Raw genomic sequence first — 19,997 nt, 5'->3', positions numbered from 1 at the left:
AAGAGGCCTTTTTCTATTTCAATTTATTTTATATTTCTCTGTTTACATCCCAATTTTCCAGATAGTCCGCTACCCTGCGTACAAAAGAACCACCAAGGGCTCCATCCACCACTCTGTGATCATAAGATAAAGAAAGGTACATCATATGTCTTATGGCAATTACATCCCCAAATTCAGTCTCCAGTACTGCAGGTTTCTTTTTAATTGCTCCAACAGCAAGTATAGCCACCTGAGGCTGATTAATAATAGGTGTCCCCATAATATTACCAAAAGAACCAACATTAGTTAAAGTGAAAGTACCATTTTGAGTTTCATCTGGTTTTAATTTTGAATTACGTGCACGTGAAGCCAGATCATTTACAGATTTTGTTAAACCCACAAGATTCAATTGATCTGCATTTTTAATAACAGGAACAATCAGATTTCCACTAGGAAGTGCCGCTGCCATACCAATATTAATATCCCTTTTCTTAATGATTTGTGTTCCATTTACAGATACATTGATCATTGGGAAATCTTTAATAGCCTTGCTAACTGCTTCTACAAAGATTGGTGTAAAAGTGATCTTTTCATTTTCACGTTTTTCAAAGTTCCTTTTTACTTTTTCGCGCCACATTACCATATTCGTAACATCAGCTTCCACAAAAGAGGTAACATGTGGAGAAGTTTGCTTACTCATGATCATATGATCGGCAATAAGCTTACGCATCCTATCCATCTCTATAATTTCATCTACCCCACCAACACTTGTTGATGCTTGTTTTCCAGGCGCTTTTACAATTTGAGGTGTTGCAGCTTGCTGAACTACTGATGAAGCTTGTTCAGCTGGCTTTACGTCATTTGTAACAGACGATAGAGCTGCTCCTCCTTTTTTATTTTGAATATAGTTTAACAAATCATCCTTTGTTAAACGCCCTTCAGATCCTGTCCCCGCAATACCATCCAATTCACTGAATTGAATACCTTCCTGAGCAGCAATATTTTTTACCAGTGGAGAATAGAAGCGCTCAGATGTATTATCTTCAGATTCAAGCTGAGAAATACCTGGTATATCTGTTAATAAAACATCAGTATTCCTTTCTTCTACAACTACAGGGGTTTCAATAATTTCAGCAGCAACCTGATCACCACCGCCATCTGTTTCAATAATTGCTATGACCGCACCTACCTGTACAATATCATCTTCTTTAAATAATTGCTTTATCAACTTCCCAGCTATTGGCGAAGGAACTTCAGAATCTACCTTATCAGTAGCAATTTCTAAAACGATATCATCAAGTTCAATTCTTTCACCCAGTTGCTTAACCCACTTTATGATAGTTGCTTCTGCAACACTCTCCCCCATTTTCGGTAGCAATAATTCGTATTGAGCCATTTTTTATTTTATGATTTGTATCGTGTGCAAAAGTAAAGTATTTTGAAGACTTAAACCACATCCTGCTTAAGTTCATTCAAAACCATGGCTAATGCTGCTATAGCAGAACGTTCAATATTTTGTATGCGACGATTGCTAAAATTGAATAAACGTGCAATTACATGATGTTGATTGGCAACAGCAATCCATACAGTTCCAACTGGTTTCTCATCCGATCCTCCATCCGGCCCGGCCACTCCACTTACCGCTACAGCATAGTCTGTTTTAAAATGAACCCTGGCACCATAAGCCATTTCCTTAACCGTTTGCTCACTTACAGCCCCGTAGATATCCAATGTTTCAGCCTGTACACCCAAGACCGACATTTTAAGTGCATTAGAATAAGTTACTGCCCCACCTGCATATACAGATGAACATCCTGGGTGTTGTGTAATTAAATGTGCAATATAACCACCAGTACAACTTTCAGCAGTAGATAAAGTAAGTTCATTGGCCTCCATAATATCCAGCATTGCTTTCTCCAATGCCACATCCTCATCTATTACTACATATTTTTTTACTCTTGAAATAATTTGTTGAGCATAAGCCTCTACTTCGGCTTTCAGTGCAACTTCATCTGTTCCTGTAGCACTTAACCGGAGTCTGATTTGTCCGAGTTTAGGCAAATAAGCCAGCTTGATGTGTTCAGGTAAACTATCTTCAATATCTTCAATTTCCACTGCTAAAAATGATTCACCAATATTAGCTGTAAGTATAGTTTTGTGTGTAATAAATGGAAGTTTAAATGCATTTTTTAGACGAGGAATGATTTCCTCTGTCATCAGATACATCATTTCGAATGGCACCCCAGGCATTGATACAAATATTTTCCCACGCTCTTCAAACCACATACATGGCGCTGTACCATTTTTATTTTTAATAACCCTACAACCATCAGGCACATCTGCCTGCTTACGGTTCATTTCAATCATAGGTTTATTAAACCTTACAAAAATATCAGTTACATGATCTAAAGTTTCCTGATCACGTCTAAACCCCATGTTAAAATACTTTGCCATGGTAATTTTAGTAATATCGTCTTTCGTTGGCCCTAGTCCACCAGTTATTAAAATAATATCAGCTCTTTTTTCAGCAAGCTGTAAAGCTTCCATAATATGATCTGCATTATCAGAAACAGAACTCACCTGCTTCACCGTTATACCAATCAGATTTAATTCCCTGGCCATCCAGGCCGAATTGGTGTCCACAATTTGGCCAATTAGTATTTCATCACCAATTGTTATAATTTCTGCTAACATAAAATAGATTTTAGAATCTGGTATAATATCCTTTTCTCTTGCTCAGTTTTAAATCCTGAAGAACAGAAGCTTTAACTTTAATATCAACTGAATAACTCTGGTAAAAACCAAAAGGAACCCAGGTAAAGCTCATATCCCAGCAATGTAAATCACGATATATTGAGAAGTTGGTTTGTGAAATAGTTTTACGTTGAAAATCCCAACCTGAACTAAAAGTTACTTTCCATTTAGGGGTAATATTGGCATCACCATTAAAATTCAGTGTATTGGTAACAGTTCCGTTTTGACCAACAGCATCTGTATTGTAGTTGAATGTGTATGAGAAAGCGAAATTCCATGGGATATTAAAATCAACAAATGCATTCGGATCACGACTTACTTTAGCGAGTGCTTCTGCCTGCTCAGCAGTTATTGCTCCTGTGTTCTGTTGCTCTTTTAATTTATCCTGAGCATCATTCTTTCTCTTTAAAGCCTCAGGGTTCAGACTATAATTAAATGAGAAACCAAAATTTGTTAAACGTGGCAGTTTACCCTTTGTCCAGGTATATTTGTCAATCAGATAACGTTGTCTCTGACCTGTCATTGCATTCACCGAATCTGCATACAAATATGGATTCAAAGTACCATAATAATTAATTCCTAACTTGTCTGTAAATTGTGAACGACCACTTAAGCTTAGGGTTGATAATTTAAAGCTCTCTGCCAACAGATTATAATTTCCGCTGATGCCCAAACCTTGAATAATTGGAATTTTCTTTTCCCCTGTACCAGTAGTATCTTTTGGATTCAAAAATTTAGCCTCTACAGTATTATCTATAGAGAACCCAATTGATGCATTCCTACCTTCACCAGGGCCACCATAAGCAGAACCTTCATGAATAGAATATTTAAGCGGTACGGTTTCACCTTTGAAATTTGTGGTATATACCATATCACCATTCTGATAGAATGCATTTTTAAAATTTCCTTTGCTTACGTCTGAAAAATCAGGAGTGTAACCAAAGTTTACACTTGGCGTCATTACATGACGTAGTGCCTTAAATTTGCCAAAATTTTTAAACTGTGCAGTTGAATAGATCTTAGTCGACAAACCACCACTAACCGTATACTGTCCGGATCTGTTGAAACCAGGAATGGTATCTATAAAAACTGCGTCGGGGGCATTAGGCACCTTAGCATAAGTCTTTCTGATAGTCTGATAATGCCACCTTTCCAGGTAATTTACACCGGTATTAAAATTAAAGTATTTCAATATATTGAAAGACATATTAATGGGAATATTATGCTGTACCCCACTTCTAAACTTGCTTAATGTTTCCTTTTTAAACAACAATGAATCAGGAGAAGTTATGCTATTAGTAGCTTGCATGCTATAACCAACTGATATTTTTTCATACCATCTTTGTTCGCCTACTCTATCTTTAGAAGCAAAGGGATTAAATGTAGGTACTGATAAGGTAATGTCAGGCAAAGTTAAACTCACGCTTTTTGTCTGCGTTTCTTGTGAGTGACGTAAAGCAGCCGTCATATTAATCCCTTTACCAAAAACACGGCTGTAGGAAATACTGGATCCTAAAGTATTTCTGGCAATCTGATTTGGATCATATGTACCACCTGCTGCTGTTGCTTTATCATAACTAGTTGTACCTGCATCTACACTTGCCGAAAAAGTTGTTCCAGGCTTAGCATTTGGATTTTGTGAGTGACTCCAGTTTATTCTAAAATCCCTACTTGAATTATAATCTGAAGTACCCTCTGTACCAAATTTACTAAATGCATAATCCAGGTTAATATTGCCATTAAACTTATATCTTTTAGTATAGTTTGATGCAACCCGTCCGCTATATGATCCATATGAATAAATGGACCCGGTTAATTTCGCGTCCCAATAATCACTCAAGCCCAAATAATACCCACCATCCTGTAAAAAGAACCCCCTTGAGTAGTCCTCACCCGGGGTTGGCAAAATAATACCGGAACTCTTCTTATTCGGCTTGGGAAAGAAGGCAAACGGCAGTCCCAATGGCAATGGAATATCTTCAATCTTTAAATAAAGTGGCCCTGCTATAATCTGGTTTTCCGTAACAATGGCCTTAGTAAAATGGATTCCGAAATGGGGATGCGGCAAATTACAGGTACTATATGTTTGTCCCTTACTATGTATCTCATCATCAGGCTGCTTCTTTGCCTTACCTCCGGTAAAAAAACCACCCTCCTGTTCTGTATACACACCCCAGATATTACCTGCTTTGGTTACAGTATTAAACCTTAATGAATCGGCCATTGAAGTACTCTGGCCTTCCATTTTAAAGATCGGTCGGCCTATATATTTCCCCTTGGCATCCGTTGTTCCTCTGGCATAAATCAGGCTTGTTTTATTATTGAAAGTGATGTAATCAGCATCTAGTTCAAGCCCCTGATAGATTACTCTTGCTTTACCATATAAATAAACTATACTACTATCTTTACTGAAAGAGACTGAATCTCTGGCTGTATATTGAATTTTTTCTGAAGCTGTTGTATCATTCGGATTGCTTTTCAGATCTCCTTTAGGGGCACCTGGAACAACACCTTTCTTCAGTGTATCCTGATCAAGAGAAACGTTCCGTTTCAGCGTATCTTTTTTAGTTGTATCGGTTTGCTGAACAACTTGAAAAGCTGAAAAAGAGGCAAAAGCAAGAGCAGGGTTACTAACAGATGTTAATAAAACAATCGTTTTAAAAAAAATGATATAGCGTAAAAGTTTCAAATTCGTGTGTGAATGTTATTTTTGCATTAATGTTTAATCCAAAACGTTCAAAATTAATGAAAAATATACCATTGCTTAGAGCAAATGTTATTTTGATTTTATTTATTTCTATAATCATCAATATTTCATCTGTTAATCAAGCTTTTACGCAAGAATATAAAATAAAAACGATTGTTATCGATGCTGGACATGGAGGTAAAGATGGATCGACAAGGGGATTATTCTCGACAGAAAAAGATGTGGCTTTAAAAACAGCGCTACATCTTGGCGAGGCCATTAAGGAGCAAATGAAAGATGTTAAAGTCATTTACACTCGTAGTACTGACGAATTTATCCCTCTTTACGAACGAATTGCTATTGCAAACAATGCTAAAGCAGATCTTTTTATATCTATTCATTGCAATGATATGCCAGTACACCGATCCACTGTTGTTACTGGATATAAAAAGAACAGCAAAGGTAAAAGAATCCCTATAACTGAAACTGTATATCGAAAAAGTACATCCACCAAAGGTGTAGAAACTTTTGTTTCAGGTATGGGGCGCATGAATGAACAAGATGAGGTTATTAAAAGAGAAAATGCAGCCATATTTCTGGAGGATAATTACAAAGAAAACTATGAAGGTTTTGATCCAAACAACCCCGAAAATTTTATTATCCTATCTTTGATGAAAAATACCTTCCGGACCCAAAGCTTAAAATTGGCTAAATTGGTTCAGGATCAATACATCAGTGTTGGCCGTGTTGACCGCGGGGTACAGGAAAAAAGTCTTGCTGTATTGGCCCGTGCAGGGATGCCTGCTATTTTAACAGAGATCGGTTTTATCAGTAACCCTGAAGAAGAAAACTATATGAACTCTGAAGCCGGTCAGCATGAAATCACAGCCTGCTTATTGAAAGCTATTCAGAACTACAGAAAAGGTATTGAAGGATAGTACAGGAGTTAAGAATCAGAGTAAAAGGAACAAAGGTTAAAAACTAAATAATAAGATTATAAAGATTAAGATTAAAAGAATATAGAGAGATGAGATTAAAAAAAGTTGTATTCCTATTTGCGCTTTCATTATTTACAAGTTCACAAGTTGCTTTTTCGCAGGGATATAAAGTTAAAACCATCGTTATTGATGCTGGACACGGGGGACCTAAACCTGGTGCTGCAGGAAGTTATTCCGTAGAAAAGAATGTTGCTTTAAAAGTAGCCTTAAAATTAGGCAAGAAATTTGAAGAAGAAATGCCAGATGTTAAGATCTTATACACCAGAAAAACCGATATTGATGTGGAATTTCACAAACGGGCGGCATTGGCTAACGACAACAAAGCTGATATCTTTATTTCTATACACTGTAACTCTATGCCTGACAGAAGAGTGGTAACTGGTTACACCAAAACAAGAAGTGGTAAAAAAGTGCCTAAATATGGTTATGTAAAAAATACATCAACCAGTGGTACAGAAACATTTGTAGCAGGTTCTCATCGTTTAAATGAACAGGATGCTGCGATTCGTGAGAATGCGGATATTAAACTGGAAAAGAACTATAAAGAAAATTATGATGGCTATGATCCTAACGATCCGGAGACATTTATTATATTATCTTTGTTCAAAAATACTTTTAGAGACAAAAGTTTGAAATTAGCGCGCTTGATTCAGAACAACTATACAGAAGATAGCAAAAGGGTAAACAGAGGTGTAAAAGAGCAAGGCCTTTTGATTTTACAAAGATGTGGAATGCCTGCAGTATTAACTGAAATAGGTTTTATTTCGAACCCAACTGAAGAAGATTACATGAATTCGGCAAGCGGTCAGGATGAAATCGTAAACTCGATTTTCAAAGCTGTAAAAACATATAAAAAAGAAACTGAGATAAATTAAAATATCATACCTAATGAAGATCGCAAACGAAACCAAAGTAGGCATAATGGCAGCCTTTTCTATCGCCATACTGATTATAGGCTACAATTTCCTAAAGGGCAATGCCATCTTCTCGAACGAAACTGTTCTTTATGCCAAATATTCTCATGTAGATGGATTGGCGGTATCAAAACCTGTTTTGATTAATGGTTTCCAAATTGGACGTGTAGACAAACTGGAATTACAACCTGATGGCAGCATTCTAGCTACATTAAAGATTAAGGGAAAGTATGAAATCCCTAAAAATAGCATTGCAAAACTTGAACAAACAGATCTTTTAGGAAGTAAAGCAATTGTAATGGCTTTAGGTGGAGGAACTGATTACGCTCAGGATGGCGACACCTTAAACGCCAATGTAGCGAAAGGTTTGCTAGAAACTGTACAGCCTGTTCAAAAAAAGGCAGAGGTTATTATTGCTAAAATGGATTCTATTTTAACAAGTGTTAACTCTATCCTAAACCCAAACTTTCAGAAAAATGTTGACAAAAGCTTTAACAGCATTGCGTCTACCCTCTCTTCTTTAGAAGCTACATCTAAAAAAGTAGATCATCTTGTTGGATCTGAAGGCTCAAGAGTAGCTGCGATATTAGCAAATGTAGAATCCATTTCTAATAACCTGAAGAAAAACAATGAGAAGATCAACGCTATCTTAGATAATATTGGTACCATCACAGATCAGGTTGCTGCTGCTAACTTTAAACAGACTATAGATAATGCTAATAAAGCAGTTGCTGACTTACAGGGAATTGTATCAAAAGTAAATAACGGGCAAGGTTCTTTAGGGTTATTGGTTAACGATACAAAAATGTACGACAACCTGAATAATGCTTCAAAAAACCTGGATAATCTGATTATTGATTTAAAACAGAATCCTAAACGTTATGTTCATTTCTCGGTATTTGGCGGTGGCAAAAAGGATAACTAGAATTAGTTATATCCTATAGGTAATTCCCTCTATGGCCAGTTCTGTGTTCTGGAACTCTGTCCTTGCTTCATCAAGTAAAGGCTGTAAGCTCTTGTATCTGGACGAAAAATGTCCAATCAGCAATTTGGCTGCTCCAGTCGACTTAGCGATCTGAGCAGCCTGCAGTGCAGTTGTATGATGCGTTTGATTAGCTCTATCCAACATCTCATGCAAAAAGGTTGCTTCATGATACAAAGTATCACAGTCTTTGATGTTATCCAAATAGCATTCATCCATTAAAGTATCCGAACAATAGCTGTATTTTTTCGGTCTATCTGAATCTATGGTATAATCTGCATTTAGCAATACATTACCATCAGGTAAATCAAGATCTACCCCTCTTTTTAGCAAAGTATAATATTCAATAGGAATTTGCTCAGCTTCCAGCTTCTCGATAATCAGCTTACGTAATCTTTTCTTTTGTACAAAAGAAAATCCCGTACAGGGAATCCTGTGATTTAAAACAAAAGATTCAACCGTCAGGTCAGCATTTTCAAAAATCTGTTCAGGCTTTTCAGCTTGTGTAGCTACAAATTCTATAGGATATCTGATTTCTGTTTCAGAATGCCTGAATTGTAAAGTCAGTATTTCTAATAATGCAGCCGGTGCAAATATATGCATAGGTTTCATTCGTCCATTTAAATGCAAGCTGGAAAGCAATCCAATCAGACCAAAATAATGGTCACCATGCAAATGGCTAATAAAAATATAATCAATTTTATTTGCTTTGAATCCGTATCTGATCAACTGTTGCTGGGTTCCTTCACCGCAATCAATTAAATAGAACTTCTCGTTGCAGTTTAATAACTGAGCTGTAGGATTCCTATTGTATACAGGGGTTGCAGAACTACTGCCTAAAATAGTAACCTCAAATTTCATTAATCTTTATCTACACTCCCTAGCAATTCTTTTTCTATTTCTTCCATAAAGATCAGATCAGTAGCTTCGTCAACTTTTGAAACGATAGTTAACGACTGGTCAAGATTAGACATTTCCAGAATCTTCGCTACATCCGGGTTAACACCAGTCACAATAAATAATCCATTATGTTGTTTACAAAGTCTATCACCAAAAAGCAAACTACTCAGATCCTGTGAATCATTGCATTGCTTTACTGCTGAAAGGTCTAATACGATATTGCAATATCCATCAGTGTTCAATAAAATGAACTCAGATTTCAACTTCGGTGTATTGTCGTTTGTTAACTTCGATTCGTTAAGTTTTAAAACTACATACTTTTCATGCTTATCTACTGAAAATTTCATGATATTGATTGTTTAGTCTAATACGAAAGTAATTAATTTTATCTGTATATGTAAAATCTGTTTTGAATATTAAAGGCTATTCAAAAAAGCAATTACATTTTTTTCGATACGTGCATTTACATCTGCCTGTTCATTTTTCACAAACTTCTCGCCAATAATCTGCTCATAAAGCTCAATATATCGCTCAGAAATAGAGTTAACGATTTCAGCTGTCATTTCAGGAATCACCTGACCATCTTTCCCCTGGAAATTATTCTCAATTAACCATTTGCGAACAAACTCTTTCGATAATTGCTTCTGCGGCTCTTTCTTTTCCTGACGTTCTGCATAACCGTCCATATAGAAGTAACGTGATGAATCAGGCGTATGAATCTCATCAATCAAATAGACCTCATCACCAACTTTACCAAACTCATATTTTGTATCTGCAAGGATTAAACCCCTTTCGGCTGCCATTTGCGTACCACGTTCATACAGAGCATAAGTATATTTTTCAAGCAAAGTATAATCTGCTAAAGAAACAATTCCTTTTGCCAAAATATCCTCTCTTGATATGTCCTCATCATGTCCCACTGCTGCTTTAGTAGTCGGCGTAATAATAGGGTTCGGAAGCTTATCATTTTCATTTAATCCTTCAGGTAAAGTAACACCACAAACTGTACGTCTGCCAGCACTGTACTCTCTCCAAAGGTGACCTGCCATATAACCTCTTACAACCATTTCAACTTTGAATGGCTCGCAAATACGGCCTACTGTTACCATTTCATCTGGCACACTAATCACCCAGTTCGGCACAATATCTTTTGTTGCATTTAAAAACTTAGATGCAATCTGGTTTAACACCTGTCCCTTAAAGGGTATTGCTTCAGGTAAAACCACATCAAACGCAGAAATTCTGTCTGTAACCACCATAACCATATACTGATTATCAATAGTGTACACGTCGCGCACTTTCCCTTTATAAAAACTGGTTTGTTTTGGAAAACTAAAATTTGTTCCTTTAATTGCTGTCATTTTGTTTTTTAGTGGTTAGTAATGAGTAGTTAGTAGTCCAAAAATATCTAAATTCTAACATCTAAATGCTAATATCTAAATGCTAAATATTAACATCTGAATTCTAAATACTAACATCTAAGTACCAATAGCTATTACTGAATATCTCCGTAAGCTTTTAATATCTTTTTCACCAATTTATGCCTAACGACATCTTCACCTGTCAAGTATATGATTTCTATTCCCTGGATATCGTCTAAAATTCTCAAAGCATTATGTAAACCAGACATCTGTTTTTTAGGCAAATCTATCTGGGTAACATCACCAGTGACAATAAATTTCGCAGATGGTCCCATACGAGTCAGGAACATTTTCAATTGCAAGTCAGTTGAGTTCTGAGCTTCATCCAAAATAACAAAGCAATTATCCAATGTCCTTCCACGCATAAATGCCAAAGGTGCAATTTCGATAGTTCTGTTTTCTATATAAGTTTTCAGCTTTTCCGCAGGAATCATATCATCCAATGCATCATATAAAGGACGTAAATAGGGATCAACTTTTTCTTTTAAATCTCCCGGAAGGAAACCTAAGTTCTCACCCGCTTCAACAGCTGGGCGTGTAAGTATAATCCGTTTAATCTCTTTATTCTTTAATGCTCTTACTGCTAGCGCTACTGCTGTATAAGTTTTCCCTGTTCCCGCAGGTCCGATAGCAAAAAGAACATCGTTCTTTCCGATACTATCAACCATTCTTCGTTGATTAGCAGTCCTGGCTTTAACCATCAAGCCATTTGTCCCAAAAACTATAACTTCACCTCCTCCTCCACCAGAACTAATTGTAGTTTTTTCCACTCCATTTTCAACAATTGCTGCTGATTTTTTTGATGCTAAAATTGATTCCACATCATTTGGCGTTAACGAACTATATTTTTCCAGATGGTCAATCAGCTGATTATATTTCAGTTCAAAACCCTTAAGTTCCTGATCATCACCAAGTACCTTAACTTCATTACCTCTTGCTACGATTTTCAATTTTGGGAAAGCATTCTTCATTAACTCATAATGCTCATTATTAGTACCCCAAAACTGGGCCGGATTTACCGATTCTAATATTAATTTCAGTTCGTTCAAAATATTTGTTTTTTAGATAGGAGTGTATATTTTGATATATTTGTACGCGATTTGCCGCTTACGCAAGGTTAAGAATAAATATTCAATTTTTAATGGCCATTATTACTTTAACAACAGATTTAGGTTCAAAAGATTTTTATCAGGCTGCCCTTAAGGGTAGTATACTGAGTATCTTGCCTTCAGCTACAATTGTTGATGTAACACACGAAGTGCCTTCGTTCAATATTTCTCATGCCGCCTTCGTTTTAAAAAACGTTTATCCTTACTTTCCAAAAGAGACAGTCCACCTTATTGGTATTGACTCTGTTTATAGTCAGCATACAAAATACATTGCTTTAAAATATAAAGATCATTATTTTGTAGGGGCCGACAATGGAATTTTTTCTTTGCTTTTTGATGAAAAACCTGATGAAGTTGTAGAGTTGAATATCATGCAGGATTTGAAATATCTACATTTTCCGTTGGTTGATATTTTTGTGAAAGCAGCAACGCAATTAGCAAAGGGTGCAAAATTAAAAGACATTGGTGTTCCTACAGAAAGTGTGGAAGAAAGGATGCTGTTAAGCCCGGTTATTGAGCGCGACATCATCCGTGGAAGTGTGATTTATATAGACACATTCAGTAATGTCATTACCAACATTACTAAAGAATTGTTCACTAAAATTCAACGAAACAGAGATTTCACTTTATATTTCAGAAAAAGCGAAACAATCAGTCAGCTCAGCTGGCATTACAACGAAGTACCAGAAGGAGAAAAACTCTGCTTGTTTGGCATTAGTAATCACTTAGAAATTGCCATAAACAAGGGCAAAGCGAGTGGCTTATTGGGCTTACACCTTAATGATATTGTTAGGGTCGAATTTCATTCTTAAAAATAACTATGTTAATCAGAATTGTTAAAATGCACTTTAATGCGGCATTTATTAGCGAGTTCAGAACAGTTTTTAAATCGGTACAACCGAAAATAGAATCATTTGATGGGTGCTCGACTGTACAATTGCTCCAGGACCAGAATGATCCTGAAATATTCTTTACGATTAGCCATTGGAAAGATGAGCAACACTTAAATGCTTATAGGCAATCAGATCTTTTCAAAACAACCTGGGCTGTTGTAAAGCCAAACTTTAAAGTCAAGGCTGAGGCATGGAGTTTGCTTGATACATAGCAAACCGCAAAAAAAATGGTTAAAAACTTATTTATAATCTTATTTGTCTGCATCAGTTTTGATGTTATGGCCTTAGGAGAGCAGAGCCAGTCTTTGCAAGGCGATACCAGTGCATATCAAACACAACGTTTAAGAGTTAATGCTTTACTGGCAGAACGCAGTGCTAAATTTGGTCAATATGATAAAAGTCTGAATGCCCGCACAGGGATATTCGGATTTCAAACTAAAAAAGACATCAGAAACTCTAATGAAATTCTACGACAGATCGTCTTGAATGATAACAACATCTTTAAGGAATTAAAGACGCTGATGGAATATAAAGATCTTGAGGTAACAGCGGTTAAAAATGATGCTAACCAAACAAGTGATAGGATTCAGAATTATAAAGTAGCAATCAAAACATTGCAAGATCAAAATGAAAAGCTTCATAAAGAAGCACTGTCGCATGATGTAGGCCGCAATCTTTCAAACTTAATTATTGCTTTTCTTGTTTTAACAATAGCAGGGCTGATCTGGTACTTTACAAGGAAAATAAAACGGATATCTTTAACGAAGGATAATGAAAAAACAGTTTTTTAAAATACTTGTTAAGCTCAATAAGCTATTATTGCCAAAACTATATAAGGTTGATCCAATGAAATTAACCAATATACAGAAGGCCATTCTCGGTTATAAATATTGGACGCTAACCAATTCTCTTTAGTTGAAATAACTGGTTAGCAGACCTACTAAAAATTTAGGCTCAACCCAGGTCGATTTTGGGGGCATCACACCACCTGCATCGGCTACGGCTATGACCTGCGAAACGGATGTAGGGTACAATACAAAAGCTATTGCAAACAATCCATTATCAACTTTACTCTGCAAATCCGCTAATGCTGTCCTACCACCTTCAAAAGTAAGCCGGGCATCGGTTCTTGGATCTTTGATTTTCAATAAAGGTTCAAGAATAAAGTTCTGCAAAATACTTACATCAAGTACATCAACAGGGTTATTTGCGTCATATATTTCTGGCTTTGGTATAAGTGTATACCATTGTCCTTTAAAATACATTCCTATTTTATGAAGGGCATCAGGTTTTATTGATTTTTCACTTTTTTCTACTATAAAAGAATGAGTTAAACCTGATAAAAACCTTTCATCACTTAATCCTCCCATGTCTCTAACCAATCTGTTAAACTCAAGAACTTTAACCTCATTAGTATTCATATATACCGTACTAAAATAATTGTACAGTTCTGTTCCCAGATGTTTTTTACTATTCAGCATTTTCTTTTGCTGTCCCATTTTTGCCATTGAAGCAGCACGGTGATGTCCATCAGCTATATATACATCAGGCATATCAGCAAATGCCTTTACTATCGCATCAATATCCTGTTTATCAGTTATAGCCCATATTTTATGCGCTGTACCATCAGTAAAACTAAAATCCAGTGTAGGTGTTTGTTTCAAATATTGATTTGTAATGTTATCAACAATTACATCAGGCTGATAAGTAATGAGCACTGGATTGGCGTCCAGACCGGTTTGTTGCAGATAATCAGCCAGCAATATTTCTCGCCGTTCAACTGTAGCTTCATGCTTTTTTATCCTACCCTCTAAATAATCATCAATATGCGTTAATGTCCAGATTCCGGTTTGCAAAAAACCATCATGCTTAACTTGATAAATGTAAATAGCTGGTTCAGCATATTGCTGCAGATATTTATGTTCAATAAAACTCTCTAAATTCTCACTGATCTTTTTGAATACCAGCTCTTGTTTTGTCCCTCTTAAGTATGGATTATCCAATTCAGGATCAATCAGGTGTAAAAAACTACATGCATTTTCAGAAGCGATTAAACGTGCTTCTCCCGTACTGTAATTTTCAAGCGGACGCGTGACCACTGCCGATAGCAAAGGTCCTGCGGGCATAAATGCGCAGAAGGGTTTTATACAAGACATATTTGGTTAGAAACAAAAAAAGGGTACCCCGATTTAATTGGGTACCCTTTATATAATTTTACTTATTTACTAAAGTGCTCAATAATTAATGAAGCGAGCTCAACGCCAATGCGTTCCTGAGCTTCATTTGTTGCAGCACCGATATGAGGCGTTAGAGATATTTTAGCCTGTTGTAAAATTGCCGTGTCAGGAGTAGGTTCATTATCGAACACATCTAAACCAGCAAAAGCGAGTTTACCACTATCTAAAGCAGCAATTAAAGCTGCCTCATCAATTGTTCCACCTCTTGAGCAGTTTACTACACCAACACCTTGTTTCATTTTAGCAAACTCTTCTGCACCTAAAATAGGTTTATCAGCAAAAGGAGTATGCAAGCTAATGAAATCACTATTTGCAATTACTTCATCCAATGATACAGTTTTGAAAGGAATTTCTACAGAAGCACCACCCTGGAAAGTTAAAGGTAAAGTGCCTTCAGCAGGATAAAGATCATAAGCCAATACATTCATTCCTAATCTAAGGGCAACTTTAGCAGTTTCACGACCAATACGACCGAAACCGATGATACCCATAGTTTTGCCTTGAAGTTCTACACCACCAGCATAAGCTTTCTTCAAAGCATTGAATTTTGTAGCACCTTCAACTGGCATTTTTCTATTAGAATCCTGTAAAAAACGGATACCAGTAAATAAATGTGCAAATACCAATTCAGCAACTGATAATGAAGATGCTGCAGGTGTATTTACTACTGCAATACCTTTACTACGTGCATATTCTACATCGATGTTATCCATACCAACACCACCTCTTCCAATCAGTTTCAGGTTAGGCACCTGATCGATCAGTTCTTTACGTAGTTTGGTTGCACTTCTAACTGTAATGCCATCATAATTTTTCAAGGCTTCTACCAATTGATCCTGAGGAACAGTTTCGGTATCCACCACAAAACCGGCTTCTTCTAATAATTTTTTACCGATAGGATCAATCCCATCGTTAGCAAGAATCTTAATCATTTATTTATTTTATTTGTGGTTCTCTGCAAAAATCTGCATTAATTCAATTAGGGCGTGAACGCTAGTGATTGGCAAAGCATTATACATTGATGCTCTGAAACCGCCTACACTTCTATGACCTTTTATACCTTCAATACCATTTTCTTCAGCAAATTTAAGGAAAGGTTTTTCAAGCTCAGGGTTTTCCATTACGAAACAAACATTCATTCTTGAACGATCTTCAACAGCGCAAGTACCTTTAAAGAGAGGATTTCTGTCAATCTCTGCATATAAAGCTTTTGCTTTTGCAATGTTTTCTTTTTCAATTTCAGCAACACCTCCTTTAGATTTTAACCATCTTAGGTTTAGCATAGCTACATAGATAGAAAATACCGGTGGAGTGTTATACATTGAACCACCATCAATATGAACTTTATAATCCAGCATAGAAGGAATATTTCTACCTGATTTACCCAAAATTTCATCTTTTACAATTGCAATAGTTAAACCAGCAGGGCCAATATTTTTTTGTGCACCGGCATAGATCAAGTCATACTGAGATACATCAATTACACGACTCATAATGTCGGACGACATATCACATACTACAGGAACTTTTGTTTCTGGTAAGGTAAACATTTCAGTTCCGTAAATAGTATTGTTAGAAGTGCAATGGAAATAAGCACTGTCTTCAGGAATATTATAATCCTTTGGAACAAAAGTATAATTTGCGTCTTTTGACGAAGCTACAATATTCGCTTTACCAAAGTTTTTCACTTCTTTGATGGCTTTATTTGCCCACACACCTGTTTCCAGATAAGCAGCAGTACCGCCCTCAGGCAATAGATTCATAGGAACCATAGCAAACTGTAAGCTTGCACCACCTTGCAATAATACAACCGAATAACCTGAAGGAACGTTTAATAATTCTTTAACCAGATTTTCAGTCTCTTTAACAACAGCTTCAAATTCTGATGTTCGGTGAGAGATCTCTAGGATAGACAGGCCGTCTTTGAAATCTAAAACAGCCCTTGATGCTTGCTTGAATACTTCCTGCGGTAAAATACAGGGTCCTGCGCCGAAATTATGTCTCATTTTTTATAGTAGTTTTATTGATGGTAAATGTAACATTTTTATGCCGTTTATCGTTTGGTTTTCTGAAACTTCATCACTAATTTCAGGTTGAGTCGCCTACCCGTTAAATAGTTTGGAACAGCATATTGTACGCCATCAACATCCTTCAACCACAAATAAGAAACCGTATTATTAATATTCAACAAATTAAATACTTCAACACATCCTGTAAACGAACTAAAATATTTCTCTAAGAAATTTGATTTTTTTACACTAAAATCATCTAAGAAGTCTTTAGAGAATCCGATATCTGCACGCTTATAAGCTGGAATATGAAAATTATCACTGTACTGTTGTTTAAGGGGTGATCCAACAGGTAATTTGGTTCCATAAAGTAAACTCAAATGCACTTTATAAGTTGGGCTATTTAAAAAACGATCCTGAAAATAAGCTGAGAAATTGATCCGCTGATCTGCAGGTCTTTTCATATAGCCATAGCCATCATTTTTAATGTCCTGAGCCGATTTCATTACTGACACTCTGAAGTACGAAAGCAAATCCTTTACAAACTCACCTCCCACGCTAAAATCAGCACCAAAAGTATAGCCTCTCGCTTCCTGATTTCCAAGGTATTTCAGTCGTACATTATCCATCATATAAGGTACCAGTCTGTCCATATATTTAAAATAAAACTCTGAACTAAACTTCAAGCGTGTCCCTAATCCATCAAATGCATAATCTAATCCCGCTGATGTGTTATAAGCACGTTGAGCCCTTTGGTTAAAATTAAGGAGACCATTAAAATTCCTTATGCTTCTATAATCTGGTGCCTGCTGATACACCCCTGCAGTAAACCGCAATATTTTATTATTACCAGGTGGACGGTAAGCCAGCAATAGCCTTGGACTTAACAAAAACTGATTACTGAAATCATTAAAATTACCCCTAACCCCTAATTGCAGATCAGTATTGGTCGATAGCTGATAGCTATCCTGTACATACGCACTGTAATACTTGATACCCAATGTGTTTTTCACTGCAATCTGGTTATTCTGATAAATACCACCACTAGCAGGAAGGGTTGACGCAGTTATATTAAATTCGTTTAAATTATCATTGTAATTTTTATAATCAAACCTTAATCCCCATGAAAACGTATGATTTTTAAAAGTCTGGTCGGCTTTAAGTTTTGAACTGAAAAACTGCGAGCTAAGGGAGTTCATCGCATTATTTAAATAAGTACCTTCCCCTCTGTCTTCGCCAAACTCATACCAGGCCTGCAGATCAATATGCTCTTTTTCATCTATTCTGAAATAGCTATTTATCCATTTAATTACATAGTTGGGTTTGGGAATAAATTTAAAAGTCACAGCCCCTCCAGCGGTCTGATAATTATCCTTCTCCTCACCAACATAATCTACATTCATACGCACAGATGTATTCATTGTACCAAACTCGGTGACACGATTTTCAGGAATCAGTTTAAATGTTCCACTATTAAAATTTCCTAATAAATTAAAGCTGAATTTATTTGATAAATTATGATTGTAAATCAACTGTACATCTGTATAATTAGGATTGTAAACGCCTTTTGTATCCTGACTGTTTAATATCCCTGCATTATCCTTATACCTTAACCCCACAAGGAGATAGCTGTTCTTACTAATTATTTTCGAGCTAAACGACAGTCCCAGCAATCCTACATTTAACGTAGCATTACTACTGTCCGGACGGTCATATTTCACATCCAGTACAGACGAAAGTTTATCGCCATATCGGGCTTCAAAACCACCTGCAGAGAACTTTGCTGAACTGAGTAAATCAGGATTTATAAAACTTAAACCTTCCTGCTGTGCATTTCGGATCATAACAGGTCTGTTAATCTCAACATCATTTACATACACCAGATTCTCGTCAAAGCTACCTCCGCGCACACTATATTGACTACTCATTTCATTATTGGGAGATACTCCAGGCAATGTTTTTAAAATAGCTTCAAAATTTCCGGAAACTGATGGCAGGTTTGCTGCATCAATAAGATTAATAGTAATACTGTTGCTTAACTGATTCTGCTTATTTGTAATGGTTACTTGCTCCAACTCATTGGGGTTCACTGACAATACAATATTCTGTGTAATCCTTCCTGCTTTATTTTGACTTACGTTTACCAATACAGGATTGTAACCTAAAAGTGAATATTTAAGTGTAAAAACCTTCTTACTTGAATAAATGTGATATGCACCATTCAAATCAGTGACAGTAGATTTGCTTTGTCCTAATACATTAACTGTTACCTGTTGCAATGGTCGCTTTGATTCATCGGTAACCAGACCAGATATTTTAATCAGTGGCTGCGCAAACAATTGCGTCAATCCCTGTAAAATAAAAATCAGCAACCAGCAAATCCTGAGCATTAATTATGTTTTATATTAAGATCAAAATATTAACTATGCTGCACCAATCTACCCTCCACCTGTTTCAATGCTGCTATCATTTCAGTTGGTGATGCTGCAGCAAATACTGCACTTCCAGCAACAAGTACATCAGCTCCTGCTTTTAACAATAAACCTGCATTGTGAATACCTATACCTCCATCTACTTCTATCAGTAATCCAGGATTTACCAAAGCAGCCATAGCTCTCAGTTCAGCAATCTTATCTAAAGAATTCGAGATGAATTTTTGCCCGCCAAAGCCCGGGTTTACAGACATAATCAGCACCATATCCAGATCAGCCAATATGTCCTTTAGCAAAGTTACTGGTGTATGTGGATTTAAAGCTACACCTGCTTTACAACCCGCTGCATGAATTGCCTGTATTGTCCTGTGTAAATGTGGACAGGCTTCATAATGTACAGTAATTACAGCTGCACCTGCCTCAGCAAAGCGTTCGATATACTGATCAGGATTAACAATCATCAAATGCACATCTAAAGGTTTCTTTGCATATTTTTTGATTGCTTCAATAACCGGAAAACCAAATGAAATATTAGGCACAAATACGCCATCCATCACATCCACATGAAACCAGTCGGCCTGACTTGAATTGATCATTTCAATATCACGCTGTAAGTTTGCGAAGTCTGCTGCAAGTACGGATGGTGCGATAAGGTGTGGCATATTATTGAAGGTTTTAGATAT

General features: G+C 36.4%; 18 protein-coding genes. 6 read left to right on the top strand and 12 right to left on the bottom strand.

The window, feature by feature from the left end:
• Positions 1-28: 28 nt before the first annotated feature.
• From ABDJ41_RS18130 to ABDJ41_RS18120, 3 genes are read right to left on the bottom strand one after another with little or no spacing between them, the layout of a single operon-like run.
• Positions 29-1,375, bottom strand: coding sequence for a dihydrolipoamide acetyltransferase family protein (locus ABDJ41_RS18130; protein WP_349787501.1), 1,347 nt, complete (start codon positions 1,373-1,375; stop codon positions 29-31).
• A gap of 50 nt (positions 1,376-1,425) precedes the next feature.
• Positions 1,426-2,673, bottom strand: a complete 1,248-nt coding sequence (locus ABDJ41_RS18125) for a competence/damage-inducible protein A (RefSeq protein WP_349787500.1) — start codon at positions 2,671-2,673, stop codon at positions 1,426-1,428.
• Between the two features lie 10 nt (positions 2,674-2,683).
• Positions 2,684-5,422: a putative LPS assembly protein LptD gene (locus tag ABDJ41_RS18120; RefSeq protein WP_349787499.1), complete on the bottom strand. Its 2,739-nt coding sequence runs from the start codon at positions 5,420-5,422 to the stop codon at positions 2,684-2,686.
• 56 nt (positions 5,423-5,478) lie between these two features.
• On the opposite strand from ABDJ41_RS18120, the gene ABDJ41_RS18115 reads away from it, so the two are divergent.
• From ABDJ41_RS18115 to ABDJ41_RS18105, 3 genes are all read left to right on the top strand, one after another.
• Entirely contained in the window at positions 5,479-6,357 is an 879-nt protein-coding gene (locus tag ABDJ41_RS18115) for an N-acetylmuramoyl-L-alanine amidase family protein (RefSeq protein ID WP_502930344.1), read from the top strand.
• An 89-nt stretch (positions 6,358-6,446) separates the two neighbouring features.
• Positions 6,447-7,292: an N-acetylmuramoyl-L-alanine amidase family protein gene (locus tag ABDJ41_RS18110; RefSeq protein WP_349787497.1), complete on the top strand. Its 846-nt coding sequence runs from the start codon at positions 6,447-6,449 to the stop codon at positions 7,290-7,292.
• Positions 7,293-7,305: 13 nt separating this feature from the next.
• Positions 7,306-8,256, top strand: coding sequence for an MlaD family protein (locus ABDJ41_RS18105; RefSeq protein WP_349787496.1), 951 nt, complete (start codon positions 7,306-7,308; stop codon positions 8,254-8,256).
• 6 nt (positions 8,257-8,262) lie between these two features.
• Here the strand turns inward: ABDJ41_RS18105 and ABDJ41_RS18100 are convergent, their stop codons facing one another.
• The 4 genes from ABDJ41_RS18100 to ABDJ41_RS18085 all read right to left on the bottom strand — a co-directional run bounded on the left by ABDJ41_RS18100 (position 8,263) and on the right by ABDJ41_RS18085 (position 11,683).
• On the bottom strand, positions 8,263-9,174 hold the full coding sequence (locus ABDJ41_RS18100) for a ribonuclease Z (protein WP_349787495.1): 912 nt from the start codon (positions 9,172-9,174) through the stop codon (positions 8,263-8,265).
• Positions 9,174-9,560, bottom strand: a complete 387-nt coding sequence (locus tag ABDJ41_RS18095; RefSeq protein WP_349787494.1) for an STAS domain-containing protein — start codon at positions 9,558-9,560, stop codon at positions 9,174-9,176. Before ABDJ41_RS18095 ends, ABDJ41_RS18100 begins: the two co-directional genes overlap by 1 nt.
• Before the next feature lie 69 nt (positions 9,561-9,629).
• A complete protein-coding gene (locus tag ABDJ41_RS18090; protein ID WP_349787493.1) occupies positions 9,630-10,574 on the bottom strand; it encodes a phosphoribosylaminoimidazolesuccinocarboxamide synthase in 945 nt (314 codons plus the stop codon).
• A 134-nt stretch (positions 10,575-10,708) separates the two neighbouring features.
• Positions 10,709-11,683, bottom strand: coding sequence for a PhoH family protein (locus ABDJ41_RS18085; RefSeq protein WP_349787492.1), 975 nt, complete (start codon positions 11,681-11,683; stop codon positions 10,709-10,711).
• Positions 11,684-11,775: 92 nt separating this feature from the next.
• Between ABDJ41_RS18085 and ABDJ41_RS18080 the strand changes: the two genes are divergently transcribed.
• The 3 genes from ABDJ41_RS18080 to ABDJ41_RS18070 are packed head-to-tail and all read left to right on the top strand — an operon-like array spanning position 11,776 to position 13,427.
• Positions 11,776-12,555, top strand: coding sequence for an SAM hydrolase/SAM-dependent halogenase family protein (locus tag ABDJ41_RS18080; protein ID WP_349787491.1), 780 nt, complete (start codon positions 11,776-11,778; stop codon positions 12,553-12,555).
• 8 nt (positions 12,556-12,563) lie between these two features.
• Positions 12,564-12,848, top strand: a complete 285-nt coding sequence (locus ABDJ41_RS18075; protein ID WP_349787490.1) for a putative quinol monooxygenase — start codon at positions 12,564-12,566, stop codon at positions 12,846-12,848.
• Positions 12,849-12,863: 15 nt separating this feature from the next.
• Positions 12,864-13,427: a hypothetical protein gene (locus ABDJ41_RS18070; protein WP_349787489.1), complete on the top strand. Its 564-nt coding sequence runs from the start codon at positions 12,864-12,866 to the stop codon at positions 13,425-13,427.
• Positions 13,428-13,547: 120 nt separating this feature from the next.
• Here ABDJ41_RS18070 and ABDJ41_RS18065 read toward each other — a convergent pair whose 3' ends face one another.
• The 5 genes from ABDJ41_RS18065 to rpe form a co-directional block, all read right to left on the bottom strand.
• Positions 13,548-14,792 carry a DUF1015 domain-containing protein gene (locus ABDJ41_RS18065; protein WP_349787488.1) on the bottom strand — a complete coding sequence of 415 codons (1,245 nt, stop codon included), beginning with the start codon at positions 14,790-14,792 and terminating at the stop codon, positions 13,548-13,550.
• Between the two features lie 62 nt (positions 14,793-14,854).
• Positions 14,855-15,805, bottom strand: a complete 951-nt coding sequence (locus tag ABDJ41_RS18060; RefSeq protein WP_349787486.1) for a D-2-hydroxyacid dehydrogenase — start codon at positions 15,803-15,805, stop codon at positions 14,855-14,857.
• Between the two features lie 9 nt (positions 15,806-15,814).
• Positions 15,815-16,879 (bottom strand): 3-phosphoserine/phosphohydroxythreonine transaminase, encoded by a 1,065-nt coding sequence (serC, locus tag ABDJ41_RS18055; protein WP_349787485.1) that lies wholly within the window; start codon positions 16,877-16,879, stop codon positions 15,815-15,817.
• Positions 16,880-16,926: 47 nt separating this feature from the next.
• Complete coding sequence (locus tag ABDJ41_RS18050; RefSeq protein ID WP_349787484.1) at positions 16,927-19,272, bottom strand: TonB-dependent receptor; 2,346 nt, start codon at positions 19,270-19,272, stop codon at positions 16,927-16,929.
• Positions 19,273-19,301: 29 nt separating this feature from the next.
• On the bottom strand, positions 19,302-19,976 hold the full coding sequence (rpe, locus tag ABDJ41_RS18045) for a ribulose-phosphate 3-epimerase (RefSeq protein ID WP_349787483.1): 675 nt from the start codon (positions 19,974-19,976) through the stop codon (positions 19,302-19,304).
• Positions 19,977-19,997: the final 21 nt, after the last annotated feature.

The sequence above is a fragment of the Pedobacter sp. ASV1-7 genome, from assembly GCF_040203335.1.
In the GTDB taxonomy this organism is placed as follows: domain Bacteria; phylum Bacteroidota; class Bacteroidia; order Sphingobacteriales; family Sphingobacteriaceae; genus Pedobacter.
The sequence above is the reverse complement of the archived record's forward strand: the minus strand, read 5'-3'. Positions and strand labels throughout refer to the sequence as shown.

Coding starts and splice junctions, on each gene's coding strand:
- ABDJ41_RS18130 (WP_349787501.1), bottom strand. CDS start 1,375: ATGGCTCAATACGAATTATTGCTACCGAAAATGGGGGAGAGTGTTGCA.
- ABDJ41_RS18125 (WP_349787500.1), bottom strand. CDS start 2,673: ATGTTAGCAGAAATTATAACAATTGGTGATGAAATACTAATTGGCCAA.
- ABDJ41_RS18115 (WP_502930344.1), top strand. CDS start 5,479: ATGAAAAATATACCATTGCTTAGAGCAAATGTTATTTTGATTTTATTT.
- ABDJ41_RS18110 (WP_349787497.1), top strand. CDS start 6,447: ATGAGATTAAAAAAAGTTGTATTCCTATTTGCGCTTTCATTATTTACA.
- ABDJ41_RS18105 (WP_349787496.1), top strand. CDS start 7,306: ATGAAGATCGCAAACGAAACCAAAGTAGGCATAATGGCAGCCTTTTCT.
- ABDJ41_RS18100 (WP_349787495.1), bottom strand. CDS start 9,174: ATGAAATTTGAGGTTACTATTTTAGGCAGTAGTTCTGCAACCCCTGTA.
- ABDJ41_RS18095 (WP_349787494.1), bottom strand. CDS start 9,560: ATGAAATTTTCAGTAGATAAGCATGAAAAGTATGTAGTTTTAAAACTT.
- ABDJ41_RS18090 (WP_349787493.1), bottom strand. CDS start 10,574: ATGACAGCAATTAAAGGAACAAATTTTAGTTTTCCAAAACAAACCAGT.
- ABDJ41_RS18080 (WP_349787491.1), top strand. CDS start 11,776: ATGGCCATTATTACTTTAACAACAGATTTAGGTTCAAAAGATTTTTAT.
- ABDJ41_RS18075 (WP_349787490.1), top strand. CDS start 12,564: ATGTTAATCAGAATTGTTAAAATGCACTTTAATGCGGCATTTATTAGC.
- ABDJ41_RS18070 (WP_349787489.1), top strand. CDS start 12,864: ATGGTTAAAAACTTATTTATAATCTTATTTGTCTGCATCAGTTTTGAT.
- ABDJ41_RS18065 (WP_349787488.1), bottom strand. CDS start 14,792: ATGTCTTGTATAAAACCCTTCTGCGCATTTATGCCCGCAGGACCTTTG.
- ABDJ41_RS18060 (WP_349787486.1), bottom strand. CDS start 15,805: ATGATTAAGATTCTTGCTAACGATGGGATTGATCCTATCGGTAAAAAA.
- serC (WP_349787485.1), bottom strand. CDS start 16,879: ATGAGACATAATTTCGGCGCAGGACCCTGTATTTTACCGCAGGAAGTA.
- ABDJ41_RS18050 (WP_349787484.1), bottom strand. CDS start 19,272: ATGCTCAGGATTTGCTGGTTGCTGATTTTTATTTTACAGGGATTGACG.
- rpe (WP_349787483.1), bottom strand. CDS start 19,976: ATGCCACACCTTATCGCACCATCCGTACTTGCAGCAGACTTCGCAAAC.